15 protein-coding genes are annotated in these 14,067 nt (G+C 69.6%); 8 read left to right on the top strand and 7 right to left on the bottom strand.

The window, feature by feature from the left end; all coding sequences use genetic code 11:
* Positions 1-6: 6 nt before the first annotated feature.
* From HWX62_RS22220 to HWX62_RS22185, 8 genes are all read left to right on the top strand, one after another.
* Positions 7-513, top strand: a complete 507-nt coding sequence (locus HWX62_RS22220) for an RDD family protein (RefSeq protein ID WP_175930651.1) — start codon at positions 7-9, stop codon at positions 511-513.
* Positions 514-738: 225 nt separating this feature from the next.
* Positions 739-1,677 carry a UDP-2,3-diacylglucosamine diphosphatase gene (locus tag HWX62_RS22215; protein WP_175930650.1) on the top strand — a complete coding sequence of 313 codons (939 nt, stop codon included), beginning with the start codon at positions 739-741 and terminating at the stop codon, positions 1,675-1,677.
* A 31-nt stretch (positions 1,678-1,708) separates the two neighbouring features.
* The gene (locus HWX62_RS22210; RefSeq protein ID WP_175930649.1) at positions 1,709-2,743 is read left to right on the top strand and encodes a glycosyltransferase family 1 protein; all 1,035 of its coding nucleotides are present in this window, start codon (positions 1,709-1,711) and stop codon (positions 2,741-2,743) included.
* Positions 2,740-3,273 (top strand): diacylglycerol kinase, encoded by a 534-nt coding sequence (locus HWX62_RS22205; protein WP_175930648.1) that lies wholly within the window; start codon positions 2,740-2,742, stop codon positions 3,271-3,273. The genes HWX62_RS22210 and HWX62_RS22205 overlap by 4 nt, the downstream gene beginning before the upstream one ends.
* A gap of 190 nt (positions 3,274-3,463) precedes the next feature.
* Positions 3,464-4,222: a TetR/AcrR family transcriptional regulator gene (locus HWX62_RS22200; RefSeq protein ID WP_175930647.1), complete on the top strand. Its 759-nt coding sequence runs from the start codon at positions 3,464-3,466 to the stop codon at positions 4,220-4,222.
* A complete protein-coding gene (locus HWX62_RS22195; RefSeq protein WP_175930646.1) occupies positions 4,219-4,800 on the top strand; it encodes a TIGR00730 family Rossman fold protein in 582 nt (193 codons plus the stop codon). The genes HWX62_RS22200 and HWX62_RS22195 overlap by 4 nt, the downstream gene beginning before the upstream one ends.
* 22 nt (positions 4,801-4,822) lie before the next feature.
* A complete protein-coding gene (locus tag HWX62_RS22190) occupies positions 4,823-5,584 on the top strand; it encodes an SDR family oxidoreductase (RefSeq protein WP_175930645.1) in 762 nt (253 codons plus the stop codon).
* A 230-nt stretch (positions 5,585-5,814) separates the two neighbouring features.
* Positions 5,815-7,707 carry a glycosyl transferase gene (locus HWX62_RS22185; RefSeq protein WP_175930644.1) on the top strand — a complete coding sequence of 631 codons (1,893 nt, stop codon included), beginning with the start codon at positions 5,815-5,817 and terminating at the stop codon, positions 7,705-7,707.
* Between the two features lie 172 nt (positions 7,708-7,879).
* On the opposite strand, the gene HWX62_RS22180 is transcribed toward HWX62_RS22185, so the two are convergent.
* From HWX62_RS22180 to HWX62_RS22150, 7 genes are all read right to left on the bottom strand, one after another.
* A complete protein-coding gene (locus tag HWX62_RS22180; protein ID WP_175930643.1) occupies positions 7,880-8,497 on the bottom strand; it encodes a DUF924 family protein in 618 nt (205 codons plus the stop codon).
* Positions 8,494-9,225: an alanyl-tRNA editing protein gene (locus HWX62_RS22175; protein ID WP_175930642.1), complete on the bottom strand. Its 732-nt coding sequence runs from the start codon at positions 9,223-9,225 to the stop codon at positions 8,494-8,496. Before HWX62_RS22175 ends, HWX62_RS22180 begins: the two co-directional genes overlap by 4 nt.
* A 103-nt stretch (positions 9,226-9,328) precedes the next feature.
* Positions 9,329-9,739 carry a group II truncated hemoglobin gene (locus tag HWX62_RS22170; protein WP_175930641.1) on the bottom strand — a complete coding sequence of 137 codons (411 nt, stop codon included), beginning with the start codon at positions 9,737-9,739 and terminating at the stop codon, positions 9,329-9,331.
* Positions 9,740-9,782: 43 nt separating this feature from the next.
* Positions 9,783-12,398, bottom strand: coding sequence for an FtsX-like permease family protein (locus HWX62_RS22165; RefSeq protein ID WP_175930640.1), 2,616 nt, complete (start codon positions 12,396-12,398; stop codon positions 9,783-9,785).
* Complete coding sequence (locus HWX62_RS22160; RefSeq protein WP_175930639.1) at positions 12,395-13,012, bottom strand: DUF4126 domain-containing protein; 618 nt, start codon at positions 13,010-13,012, stop codon at positions 12,395-12,397. Before HWX62_RS22160 ends, HWX62_RS22165 begins: the two co-directional genes overlap by 4 nt.
* Positions 13,013-13,230: 218 nt before the next feature.
* Positions 13,231-13,551 (bottom strand): quaternary ammonium compound efflux SMR transporter SugE, encoded by a 321-nt coding sequence (gene sugE / locus HWX62_RS22155; RefSeq protein ID WP_175930638.1) that lies wholly within the window; start codon positions 13,549-13,551, stop codon positions 13,231-13,233.
* Positions 13,552-13,703: 152 nt separating this feature from the next.
* Positions 13,704-13,985, bottom strand: coding sequence for a DUF333 domain-containing protein (locus HWX62_RS22150; protein WP_175930637.1), 282 nt, complete (start codon positions 13,983-13,985; stop codon positions 13,704-13,706).
* Positions 13,986-14,067: the final 82 nt, after the last annotated feature.

Below are 14,067 nucleotides of genomic sequence, written 5' to 3'. Positions count from 1 at the left end.
GCGGCCGTGGCGAACGCCCGCGTGCCCGACATCCCGGCCGCCGCACCGTCCGTGCGGCGGCGCCTCGCCGCGCTGCTCTACGAAGGCGTGCTGCTGTTCGGCGTCGTGTTCTTCGCCGGGCTCGCGTTCAGCCTCGCGATGCAGCAACGCAACGGCCTCGTCCATCACAACCTGCTTGCCGCGTGGATCGCGTTCGTCGTCGGCGCGTACTTCGTGTGGTTCTGGACGCACGGCGGCCAGACGCTGCCGATGAAAACCTGGCGGCTGCGGCTCGAATCGGCGAGCGGCCGGCCGCTGAGCGCCGGCCACGCGCTCGTCCGCTACGTGCTCGGCTGGCTGTGGTTCCTGCCGCCGCTCGCGCTGCACCCGCTCCTTGGCCTGTCGGTGCCCGTCACGCTGGCGCTCACCGCCGCATGGATCGTCGTGTGGGCCGGCGCCGCCCGGTTGCACGCCGGCCGCCAGTTCCCGCACGACCGCATCGCGCGCACCCGCGTCGTCGCGATACCGCGCTGACGCCCTGCATTCTCCGGACGAAAGGCGCTCGCCCGCCGGTCCTTTCCCCGGCCGGACGGCCCCGCCCCACAAGCATCGACCGTTCAGTGCGGCAGGTTACGCAACGCGCGTCGATTCACTGCTAAACACGCTGCAACGGTCGTAATAAGAACGTCTCGTGACTGTCATGGCACAGTCACGCCCGCATGGCGGAATGCCGGTAATGTCAACCGGCGCGAGTCATGCATGGGCCAGAAAACGTCCGCGACCCCACTGTTTCGTCACCCCATCGGCGCTCGCGCCGCCACTGCGTTCCTGTCCGGCTCGGGGGCGACCGACGGCGTGGTGTCGCAAAAGCCGCCCGTCGCGCACATCACGCAGCACGAGGACCCCGAACCGCCCGCTCATCGCTACCGCACCATCTGGCTGTCCGACATCCACCTCGGCTCGAGCGGCTGTCAGGCGCCCTACCTGCTGGATTTCCTGCGTCACAACGATTCGGAATACCTGTACCTCGTCGGCGACATCATCGACGGCTGGCAGCTGAAAAAAGGCTGGTACTGGCCGCAGGCGCACAACGACGTCGTGCAGAAGATCCTGCGCAAGGCGCGCAAGGGCACGCAGGTCGTCTACATTCCCGGCAACCACGACGAAGGCGCGCGGCAGTTCTGCGATCTCGCGTTCGGCGACATCCAGGTGCGCGGCGAGGCATTCCACACGACGCTCGCAGGCAAACGTTTGTGGATCGTGCACGGCGACCTGTTCGACGGCGTGATCCAGCACGCGAAATGGCTCGCGTACCTCGGCGACACGCTCTACACGCTGATCCTCGTGCTGAACCGCTGGTTCAACCGGATCCGCAGCCGGCTCGGCTTCCAGTACTGGTCGCTGTCGCAGTACCTGAAGCACCAGGTCAAGAACGCGGTCAATTTCATCTCGCAGTTCGAGACCGTGATGACCGACGAGGCGCGCCGTCGCGGCTGCGACGGCGTCGTGTGCGGCCACATCCACAAGGCCGAGATCCGCGACATCGACGGCGTGCTGTACTGCAACGACGGCGACTGGGTCGAAAGCCTGTCCGCGCTCGTCGAGACGATGGAAGGCGAACTGAAGATCGTCTACTGGACGGTGATGCGCACCGCACCGTCCGCCGCCCCGTCGCGCAAGGCCAAGGCCACCGCCTGACACCACGACTCTACTTACAGGACATGCCGCGATGAAGATCATGATCGTCACCGACGCGTGGGAACCGCAGGTCAACGGCGTCGTGCGCACGCTGAAGAGCACGTCGCGCGAGCTCACGGCGCTCGGCCACCGCGTCGAACTGCTGACGCCGCTGGAATTCCGCACGGTGCCCTGCCCGACCTACCCCGAGATCCGCCTGTCGATCCTGCCGTACCGCAAGCTGCGCGCACGGATCGATGCGTTCGCCCCCGATGCGCTGCACATCGCGACCGAAGGCCCGCTCGGCCTCGCCGCACGCCGCTACGCGCGCGCCCGCAAGCTGCCGTACACGACCGCGTACCACACGCGCTTTCCGGAATACGTGCAGGCGCGCTTCGGCATTCCGCTCGCCGCGACCTATCGCTTCCTGCACTGGTTCCACGGCCCGTCGCTCGCCGTGATGGCGCCGACGCCGGTCGTCAAGCAGGACCTTGAAAAGTTCGGCTTCACGAACGTGGTGCTGTGGACCCGCGGTGTCGATCTGGACATCTTCCGGCCGATGGAGTCGAAGGTGCTCAACACCGCACGGCCGATCTTCCTGTACGTGGGGCGCGTCGCGATCGAGAAGAACGTCGAGGCGTTCCTGCGCCTCGACCTGCCCGGCTCGAAGTGGGTCGCGGGCGAAGGTCCCGCGCTCGCGGAACTGAAGTCGCGCTACCCGGAGGCGAACTATCTCGGCGTACTGTCACAGGCCGAGCTCGCGAAGGTGTATGCTGCGGCCGACGTGTTCGTATTCCCGAGTCGCACCGACACGTTCGGCCTCGTGCTGCTCGAAGCCCTCGCCTGCGGCACGCCGGTGGCCGCGTATCCCGTCACGGGCCCGATCGACGTGCTCGGCGACGGCCATGCCGGCGCGATGCACGAGGACCTGCAGGAAGCCTGCCTCGAGGCGCTGAAGATCGAACGCACGACCGCGCGCGCGTGGGCGGAACGCTTCTCGTGGCGCGCGGCATCCGAGCAGTTCGCGTCGCATCTGAAGCCGCTGCCGAAGACCGCGTACTCGCCAGCCGAAGGTGCCGCCGTTTGAAACGAGACCTGAACGACAAGATCCCGCCCGCCGCCGCGACGCCACGGCACCGCCCGTTCGACGAGGAAGAGCCGCATGCCGACGCGGACGTGCACCCGCACGAACCGCTCGGCCCCGACGACCGGCTGGCGCCGTTGCCGCCGAACCCGTACAAGCGCCACCGCGGCATCACCCGCGCGTGGTTCGCCCTCAAGCATTCGCTGAACGGCTTTCGCGTCGCGATCCGCGAGGAAAGCGCGTTTCGCCAGGAGCTCACGCTCGCCGCGCTGATGCTGCCGATCGGCGCATTCGCGCCGGTGCCGGCCGCGTCGCGCGCGCTGCTGATCGCCTCGGTGCTGCTGGTGCTGATCGTCGAGCTGCTGAACTCGAGCGTCGAAGCCGCGATCGACCGCATCTCGCTCGAGCGCCACGAGCTCTCGAAGCGCGCGAAGGACCTCGGCAGCGCGGCCGTGACGGTCGCACTGTTCGCGTGCGTGACGACGTGGGGCTTCGTGCTCGGGCCGGTCGTCGCACGCTGGCTCGGCTTCTAGCGCCCGCTCACGCCGCCCGCGTGCGGCGCCGCACCATGCGCCGCGCGGGGCCGCGATCACGAAATGCCCCGATGTCTCGAAACCCCGGTTTATAATCGTCCGCTAGACATAGAACAGCAACCCGCGCCGGACGAATCACGCAGCATCGATTGCAGCGCCCGCCAGTCCGGCACACACAGGGCCGGACGACATGGAAGCGAAACCTCCCCGCCGCACCCGCGAACGGATTCTCGAGTTGTCGTTGAAACTCTTCAACGAGATCGGCGAGCCGAACGTCACCACCACGACGATCGCCGAGGAAATGGAAATCAGTCCAGGCAACCTGTACTACCATTTCCGCAACAAGGACGACATCATCAACAGCATCTTCGCGCAGTTCGAGCAGCAGATCGAACGGCGGCTGCGCTTCCCCGAGGATCACCGTCCGACGATCGACGAAACCTGGTCGTACCTGCAGTACATGGCCGATTTCATGTGGACCTACCGGTTCCTGTATCGCGACCTCAACGACCTGCTCGCACGCAACCGCACGCTCGAGACGCACTTCAAGCAGATCATCAGCCACAAGGTGCGCTTCGCGCACGACATGTGCGAGCTGCTCGTCTCCGACGCCGAAATGGTCGCGACGCCCGCCGAGATCGAAGTCATCGCCACCAACATGGCGGTGATCTCGACGTACTGGCTGTCGTATCAGTACGTGATGCATCCGCGCAAATACAACGACCAGGATGCGATCCGCGAAGAGCTGCACCAGGTGAGCATGCACGTGATCTCGATCATGGCCCCGTACCTGCGCGGCCGTTCGCGCCAGTTGTTCGACGATCTCGTCTCCGGCAAGCTGCCCAAGCGCCAGTTCACCGATTACCTGCCGCCACGCGACGGTTCGCCGCGTCCGGCCGGGAGCCCCGTCGCGGGTGGGCAAGCCCCTGCCAAGGACACGAAGCAATGAAGGCCGTCTGCGTTTACTGCGGGTCGTCGTCCGGCGTGCGGCCCGTCTATGCCGATGCCGCGCGTGCATTCGGCCGCGCGCTCGTCGACGCGGGCCTCACGCTCGTATACGGCGGCGGCCGCGTCGGCCTGATGGGCGTGATCGCCGACGAAGTGATGGCGGCCGGCGGCCGTGCGGTCGGCGTGATCCCCGAGTTGCTCGTCGACAAGGAAGTCGGCCATACGGGGCTGTCGGAGCTGCACGTCGTGCCCGACATGCACCACCGCAAGAAAATGATGGCCGACCTGTCCGACGCGTTCGTCGCGATGCCCGGCGGCGCCGGCACGCTCGAGGAGCTCTTCGAGGTCTACACGTGGGCGCAGCTCGGCTATCACCGCAAGCCCGTCGCGCTCTACAACATCGATTCATTCTACGATCCGCTGATCGCGCTGTTGCGCCACACGGTCGATGAAGGCTTCATGCGGCCGGCCTATTTCGACGCGCTGTGCGTCGAATCGGAACCCGTCGCGCTGATCGAGCGGCTGCGCCGCTACCAGCCGCCCGTCCGCGACAAGTGGGCGCCCGACGCAGCGAAGTAACCTTCACCGGAAACCGCATGCGATGACCGCACCGTCCGAGCGCAAGGCCGTCCTCATCACCGGCGCGAGCCGCGGCATCGGCCGCGCGAGCGCCGTGCTCGCCGCCGAACGCGGCTGGGACGTCGGCATCAACTACGCACGCGACGCGGCGGCGGCCGAACTGACCGCGCAGGCCGTGCGCGACGCGGGCGGCCGCGCGTGCATCGTCGCGGGCGATGTCGCGAACGAGGCGGACGTCGTCGCGATGTTCGATACCGTCGCGGCCGAGTTCGGGCGCCTCGACGCGCTCGTCAACAATGCCGGCATCGTCGCGCCATCGATGCCGCTCGCCGACATGCCGCTCGACCGGCTGCGGCGGATGTTCGATACCAACGTGCTCGGCGCCTACCTGTGCGCGCGCGAAGCCGCGCGCCGGCTGTCCACCGACCGCGGCGGCCGCGGCGGCGCGATCGTCAACGTGTCGTCGATCGCGTCGCGGCTCGGCTCGCCGAACGAATATGTCGACTACGCGGGCTCGAAAGGCGCGGTCGATTCGCTGACGATCGGCCTCGCCAGGGAACTCGGCCCGCACGGCGTGCGCGTCAACGCGGTGCGCCCCGGCCTGATCGAGACCGACATTCATGCGAGCGGCGGCCAGCCGGACCGGGCGGCCCGCCTCGGCGCACAAACGCCGCTCGGCCGCGCGGGCGAAGCGCAGGAGATCGCCGAGGCGATCGTCTGGCTGCTGAGCGACGCAGCGTCCTACACGACGGGCGCCCTGCTCGATGTCGGCGGCGGCCGCTAAGCTGACGCGCGGCGCAACAAGACACGCGCTCGAAAGCGCACCGTAGTCACGGCACCACAAATCTCCACAATTCCGTGACAGTTTCAGTAAACATCCGTAACAATTCCGTGCTCTACTAGCGAGCAATCAGACAGGCGCCCTAATCGTCTGTTCTTTGCCGCCTCGATGCGGCCGTTAATGGTCCCGGCCCATGTCGCCGGACCGGCTCGACTCGACCCGAGATCTTTTCCATGCCTGGAACCGCAGCGCCCCGTCGGCGACGCACGACCGTGCCCGCCTCGGCCACATACGCCCGTTCGCCCGCCGATACCGACGTCGTCGCGACGCTGGACGTCGCCGGCACGCCCGCCCCCGCCTCGAGCGCCGCTCTCAGCACGCCGCGCGACCGCGCACTGCCGCTCGGCTGGCGCGCGTGGCTGTTCGTCGCCGCACTGGTGTGCGCGTACACGCTGCCCGGCGTGCTCGGCCACGATCCGTGGAAACAGGACGAAACCTACACGTTCGGCATCATCCAGCACATGCTGGAAACGGGCGACTTCGTCGTGCCGACCAATGCCGGCCTGCCGTTCATGGAAAAGCCGCCGCTTTACGCGTGGGTTGCCACCAGCCTCGCGTGGCTGCTGCAGCGCGTGATGCCACTGCACGACGCCGCGCGCCTGGCGAGCGCCCTGTTCGCCGCGCTCGCGTTCGGCTTCATCGCGCGCGCGGCCCGCGTGGCCAGCCGGGCGGACAACTGGTTCGACCTGCGCGTGCTCGGCCCGGTCGTGCTGAGCGCCGGCACGCTCGTCGTCATCAAGCACGTGCACGACATGATGACCGACGTCGCCCTGTTTGCCGGGACGGCGATGGGGTTCTGCGGGCTGCTCGAGCTCGTGATGCAGCACGTCGCACGGGCGCAGCAGATGCGGCACGGGCTGCCCGCGCATCCGGCGAACCGCTGGGCCGCGCCGCTCTTCGGCGCGGGCGTCGGCATCGCGCTGATGGCGAAGGGGTTGTTCGTGCCGCTCGTGTTCGCGGCCACGCTCGTGTGCACGCTGGCGCTCTATCCGGCGTGCCGCACCCGCTCGTTCGCACGCGCGCTCGGCGTCGCCGCACTCGTGTTCGCGCCGTTCGCGCTGATCTGGCCGACCGCGCTGTTCCTGCGCTCGGAAACGCTGTTCATGAAGTGGTTCTGGGACAACAACGTCGGCCGCTTCTTCGGCTTCTCCGTCCCCGAACTGGGCGCGGAAAACGACAAGCCGCTCTTCATCCTGCGCGCGTTCCTCGCCGTCGGCTTCCCGGTCGCGCCGCTTGCGATCGCCGCGCTCGCCCGCGGCGCATGGCGCGACTGGCGCACCCCGCGCATCGCGCTGCCCGTGCTGTTCGCCGGCATCGGGCTCGTGGTGCTGCAGGTATCCGCGACGTCGCGCCAGCTCTACATCCTGCCGTTCTTCGCCCCGCTCGCGCTGGTTGCCGCGCAGGCGATCGACCGCCTGCCGCGCCGGCTGCATCTCGCGTGGGATTACCTGAGCCGCATCCTGTTCGGCACGGTCGTCGTACTCGCGTGGGGCATCTGGTCGGTGATGACCGATCCGGCCGCGTCGCGCGCCGATCTCGCGCTGCTCGGCCGCTGGCTGCCGCTCGACTGGACGATGCCGATCCAGCCCGCGCTCGTGACCGGCGCGCTCGCGCTGACGATCGGCTGGCTGACGCTGCTGCCGAAGCTGCGCACGACGGGCCGGTGGCGCGGCGCGCTGTCGTGGGGCGCCGGCGCGCTCGTCGCGTGGGGGCTCGTCTATACGCTGCTGCTGCCGTGGCTCGATGCCGCGAAAAGCTACCGCTCGGTGTTCGACGACCTGAACGCGCATCTCGCGCTCGAATGGAACGACGGCGACTGCATGGCGAGCCTGCACGGGCTCGGCGAATCGGAAGCGCCGATGCTGTACTACTTCTCCGGCATCCAGCACACGCCGATCGACGACGCGAAAACGACGCGCTGCACATGGATGATCGTGCAAGGCGTGCGGGCCGTCGATCCGGCGCCCGGCAGCGAATGGCAACTGTTCTGGACGGGCGCCCGCCCGGGCGACAACGAGGAACTGCTGCGCGTCTACGTGCGCACGCCCGAACAGCACCTGCAGTGACACAGGGCGGCGCAACGCGCCGTCCCGCCCCGCCTTCGCTTTCGTCCTCGGCTCAGGCCGCGCGCATCCGTCCGACCGGTGCGCGGCCTTGACGCGATACCGGTGCCGGCACGAGCCGGCCAGCGTCCCGCGGTTCGCCCCTCCTGCCCTCGTCACGCCCGCATTCGGGTCGTCAGAACGACGAGCCGGGCTCCCGCAGAAACGCCGCTTCCTCGTCGGTCGACGCGCGACCGAGAATCGCGTTGCGGTGCGGAAAGCGGCCGAAGCGCTCGACGACCGCCGCATGCAGCAACGCGAAGCGGTGATAGCTTTCGCACCCGGCCTCGTCACGGATGCCCGCGCACAGGCGCACGGCCTCGCGCTGGCTCTCGACCGATTCGTCGTGCTCGAACGGCAGATACGCGAACGCACGGTGATGTCCGCTCGGCAACCGCGCGTCCCAGCCTGCCGCGACGACGCGGCGCGCGAGCGCGAGCGCCTTCCGATCGGCGGCGAACGCGCGCGGCGTGCCGCGATGGATGTTGCGCGAGAACTGGTCGAGCACGACGATCAACGCCAGCGCGCCCGACGGCGAATCGGCCCAGTGATCGCACGCGCCGTCGCACGCAGCGTCGAGCAGCGCGCCATAGCGCGTGCGCAGCACGTCGTCGAACGCCGCACCGCCGTTGAACCAGACCTTGCGGTTCTGCCCGAATTCGGCCGAGCCCGGCTCGCCGAACCAGAAATCGAGAATCTCCCGCGCCTGCGGATCGAGCGCCGCCGCGCCTGCTTTCCCGGTATCGATCGTCATGCAAACTCCAGGACGAGGCGCCGTGTGCGCGCACTCTTCTTTTCCAGTTTCGCGATCCGCAGCCCGCCGATTTCGGACGTGTTGCGCACGTGCGTGCCGCCGCACGGCTGCAGGTCGACGTTTTCGATGCGCAGCAGCCGCACGCGGCCGAGGCCCATCGGCGGCTTCACGCTCATCGTGCGCACGAGTTCGGGCCGCTCGGCCATCTCGTCGTCGGTGATCCATTCGGTCGTGACCGGGTGCGCGCCGACGACGAAGCCCGCGAGGCGCCGCTCGACGTCGTCGCGGTCGATCGCGTCGGACGTCGCGAAATCGAGTCGCACGTAGTCGGCCGTCACGCTGCAGCCGTCGACCGCGTACGGCAGCACCGCGCACATCAGGTGCGCGGCCGTATGCAGGCGCATGTGCCGATAGCGGCGCAGCCAGTCGATCTGCGCGACCACGCGCGTGCCGGGGGCGAGCGTCGCGACGCTCGCGTCCTGGCCCGGCGCGGGCACGTGCACGGCGTCGTCGGGCGTCGCGCCGTCGAACTTCGCCTTGCGTGTATCGGCAATCGCGATCGTGCGGCCGTCGGGCAGCGTCAGCGTGCCGGTGTCGCCGGCCTGACCGCCGCCGAGCGGATAGAACACCGTGCGGTCGAGCCGGATGCCGTCGTCGCCGACGGCCAGAACGGTCGCGTCGCATTGCGTGAGGTACGCGTCTTCGCGAAACAACGCTTGTGTCGTCATCGGGCGAGCCTCGTATCGATGGGGAAAACGGTCAGTGTCGCGCCGCGTTGCACGTGCGCCCAGCGCAGATCGTCCCGCGTCCGGGCAGCGGCGTACCGGTCGATCAACCGGGCCGGTTGCGCATCCAGTCGGCCGTGTCGTAGAACGAATGCATGAGCCGCTCGCGCAGCGGCTCCGGCAATCCGACATCCTCCATCGCCCACGCCATGCAGCGCAGCCACTGGTCGCGTTCGACCGACGCGATCGGGAACGGCAGGTGCCGCGCGCGCAGCCTTGGATGGCCGAACCGGCTGATGTAGTGGTCCGGGCCGCCGAGCCAGCCGCACAGGAACCAGAACAGCTTGTCGCGCGAACCGCCGAGGGACTGCGGGTGCAGCGCGCGAATCTGCGCGAACTCGGGCTCGAGGTCCATCAGGTCGTAGAAGCGGTCCACCATTTCGCGCACGCGGGCTTCGCCGCCCACGAGCTCGAACGCCGTCGGCTGCGACGGCGCATCGTCATTCACATCGGTCATACGGATAGTCGGAAAACGGGATCTTCGGGGCCGCGCGCGATGCTCAGGCGTCGCGCAGCGACTGCAGCGCCGGGCGCCGCAACACATTATGCAGGCTCAGCCAGCCGGCCGCACCGGCGCAGACGACACCGGCCGCGATGCCGGCCGGCACGAGCCACGGATCGACGGCGAGCTGGAAGTCGAACACGCGCGACGCAAGCACCCAGCCGACCGCGATCGCGCCCGCCGATGCGAGCGCGCCGGCCAGCGCGCCGACCACGACGAATTCCGCGCGCTGCACCGCGTTGACTTGCGCGCGGGACGCGCCGAGCGCGCGCAGCAGCGCGGCCTCGCGCACGCGCTCGTCGCGCGAGCCGGCGAGCGCTGTGTACAGCACGAGCACGCCGGCCGCGAGCGTGAACGCGAACAGGAACTGCACCGCCCCGACCACCTGCAGCATCATCCGCTGCAACTGCGCGAGGATCGGCGCGACGTCGATCGCGGTCAGGTTCGGGTAGCGCGCGATCAACGGATCGAGCAGCGCGGCATTCGAGGCGGGCAGATGGAAGCTCGTCAGGTAGACGGCCGGGAAATCCTTCAGCACCGGCGGCGGCATCAGCACGAAGAAGTTGACGCGGAACGAGCCCCAGTCGAGCTTGCGCACGCTCGTGATGGGCGCGTCGACCGTCAGCCCCGTCACGTCGAAGCGCAGCGTGTCGCCCGGTTTCACGTTCAGCGTCTTCGCGAGGCCGGCTTCGATCGAGATTTGCGGCGTGGCCGCGGTGCCGAACCAGTCGCCTTCGACGATCCGGTTGTCGGACGGCAGCGCGGTCGTATACGACAGGTTGAACTCGCGATCGACGAGCCGGCGCGCCTCCTCGGACGGGTACGCATCCGGATTCACCGGTTTGCCGTTGATCGCGACGAGGCGGCCGCGCACCATCGGCGCGGGTACCGCGTCGCGCACGCCATGCGCGGCCAGATAGGCCGCGACATCGGCGCGCTGGTCGGGCTGGATGTCGATCAGGAACTGGTTCGGCGCATCGGGCGGCGTCGACTGCCGCCAGCCCGCCACGAGATCGTTGCGCGTGATCGCGATCAGCAGCAGGCACATCAGGCCGAGCGCGAGCGCGGTGATCTGCAGCGCGCTGGCCGTGCCGCGCCGGTGCAGCGACGCCAGCGCGTAACGCCAGCCGACGCCCGCGGCCACGCGCGCATTGCGCACCGCGCGCGCGGCGGCGAACAGCACGAGCCGGGCAATCAGCGCGAACCCGACCAGCGCGCCGGCAAAGCCGCCCGCGACGATCAGGCCGAGCTTCAGGTTGCCGGCGGCCACGATCAGCAGCCCCGCGAACAGCACGACGCCGAGCGCATACGCGGCCCACGCAATGCGCGACGCGTCGCCCCACTCGCGCCGCAGCACACGTACCGGCGGCACGCGCGTGAGCGGCACGAGCGGCGGCAGCGCGAAACCGAGCAGCAGCACGAGCGCGGCGCCCATGCCGATCAGCGCCGGCCACGCCGTCGGCGGCGGCAGCACGACGTCGATCAGGCTGCCGAGCGCGGCCAGCAATGCCCAGTGACCGCCGTAGCCCAGCACCGCGCCCGCGGCGCCCGACACGATGCCGACGCCGGCGAATTCGAGCGCGAACAGCGCGCCGAGCGTGCGGCGGCTCACGCCGAGGCAGCGCATCGTCGCGCAGCCGTCGAGATGACGCCACATGTAGCGCTGCGCGGCCATCGCGATCGCGACCGCCGCGAGCAGCGCGGTCAGCAACGCGACGAGCGTCAGGAAGTGGCGTGCGCGATCCAGCGTCTGCCGCACCTGCGGCTGCCCCTCCTGCAACGACTCGAGCCCGACGCCGCGCAGTTTCCCGCCATCGACGCGCGCGTGCGCGTACGCTTCGAAGCGCGCGACGGCCGGTGCGTCGCCGGCGACCAGCAGCCGGTACGTGACGCGGCTGCCGTAGCCCGTGAGCCCCGTCGCGGCGAGTTCGTCCGCGCGCATCATCAGCCGCGGCGAAAAATTGACGAACGAAAAGCCGCGATCGAGTTCGCGGGCGATCGCCGCGGCGACCGTGAACGTGCGCAGCCCGACGCGCACCGTATCGCCCGTCTTCAGGTGCAGCGCATCGAGCAGCGCCGGGTCGGCCCATACGGTGCCGGGCGCGGGAATCGCGCCCGCCTTCTGCGCGACGGTCGCGCCGGCCGGCAGGATCTCGACCGCGCCGCGCAGCGGATAGCCCGGCGACACGGCCTTCACGGCCGCGAGGCGCGACGGCGCTGCTTCGGCGGCCTGCCGGCCCGCGGCGGGCGCGATCATGCTCGGGAAAATCGCGGTCGTCGCGGTGCGCAGACCGAGCGTGCGGGCCTGCCGGTCGAACGACGGATCGACGGGACGATCGGCGCGCACGACGAAATCGGCGCCGAGCATCTGGCGCGCGTCGCGCTCGAGCCCCTGGCGCAGGCGGTCGGCGAGAAAACCGACGCTCGTCAGCGCCGCGACCGCGAGCACCAGCGCGAGGACGAGCAGCGTCAGTTCGCCCGCGCGCCAGTCGCGCGCGGTCATCCGGGCAGCCTGGTGGATCAGGTCGCGCAGGCCGAAGCGACCGGCATGCGCGCGCCCGTCATGGCCGGGCAGCCCGGCCGGCGGCAGCGCCGCGTGTTGCGGCCCCTTCAATCGCGTTTTCCTCCGATCGAATTGAGCCGCGACACCATGTGGTTCGCCATCCCGCGAAAACCGCCCGACACGCCGCGCCACAGGCGCGGCAGCGCCCACGCCGACGCCGCGATGAACGCGGCGAGCAACACGAGGAACGCGAGCGGAACGAAGAACGCGAGCGCGAGCCCGCCCACCACGAGACCGTCCTCGGTCGACGACGCGACCCAGTTCGAAATCGGTTCGGGAGACAGGTTGATCAGCGCGCGCGTGCCGGCCTTCGCCACGTGCGCGGCGCCGGCGAGCGAGCCGCCGGCGAGCCCCGCGACCGCCAGCATGGTCGGATCGGCATGGCCGAGCGCGCCGGCCGCGAGCACGGCGCCGGCCGGAATGCGGATGAAGGTGTGCACGGCATCCCACAGCGAGTCGAACGCGGGGATCTTGTCTGCAAGGAATTCGGTCACGGTGAGCACGGCCGCGGCGCCGATGACCCACGGCGACATCAGCACCGCCAGCGTGTCGGGCAGATGGAGCCAGCCGAACCGTGCCAGCACGCCGGCGATCAGCACCGTCAGGTACAGGCGCAGGCCGCTCGCCCACGCGAGCCCCGCGCCGAGCGAAATGGCTTCGATCATGGCCCTCTCCTTGCACTTTCCGTGCGTTTTGCCGATTGACCGGATCGGGTCAGACAGACCGGCCGCGCGGCGCGTGGCGACCGGCACCGCGTGCCGCGAGAAGCACGACGGTATTCAGGCCCGAATACCGTTCCATTATAGACAGGCTGGGCGGGGGACCGGCGCAATTCCGCCGTGCGGGGCGGCGCGCGGGCGCATGGGTGCCCGCGCTGCCGTCGTCAGGTGGCCGACGACAGCTTCAGGCCGACCAGCCCCGCGACGATCAGCGCCGCGCTCGCGACGCGCGCGACGGTCAGCGCCTCGCCCATCATCACGATGCCGAACACGAACGCACCGACCGCGCCGATGCCCGTCCACACCGCGTATGCGGTGCCGAGCGGCAACTGGCGCATCGCGACCGCGAGCAGCCCGAAGCTGGCCAGCGCCGTCACGATCGTCAACACCGACGGACCGAGCTTCGTGAAGCCGTCCGACGATTTCAAGCCGGCCGCCCAGGCCACTTCCAGCAAACCGGCGATCAACAACCATACCCACGCCATCTCGACGTACTCCGTATCGGATGGGGCCGTCCCCGTTGAGGCGAATGGCCCGGGGCCGTCCCCGGGCGGCGCCGAGTATAACAAGAGGCTTACATGCCTGCCGCGGCCGGGTACGCCGGGGGCCGATCCGGGGCGCGACCGGCCGGACGCGGTCAGTTCACCACGCGCTTCGGCACGACACCGCCGACGCAACGATCGTCGCGGTACAGCGCCCACTCCTCGCACACGCGGCCATCCTTGAACACGCACATGCCGACCTGCCCGCGCGGCAGGCTGCGGACCACATGGCGACCGCCGAGCTTTTCGCAGTTGACCGACGCGGGATTGGCCAGCGCCGCCTGCGCGGACGGCTGCTGTCCCGGCGGCAGCGGCTGGGCGAACGCGCCGGGCGCAAGCAGCGCCAGCGCACCGATGACGACCAGACGGACGGACATTGCACGCTCCTCGTTTTCGTTCGCGCAACGGTCAGGATAGCGGGAATGCGCGACGGACGTGCAAGGGCCGGTGGCGCTCGCG

It is taken from the genome of Burkholderia sp. BCC0506 (assembly GCF_902833145.1).
Classification (GTDB): Bacteria; Pseudomonadota; Gammaproteobacteria; order Burkholderiales; family Burkholderiaceae; genus Burkholderia.
Note: the sequence above shows the minus strand (reverse complement) of the source record. Positions and strands in the feature narration are given on the sequence as shown.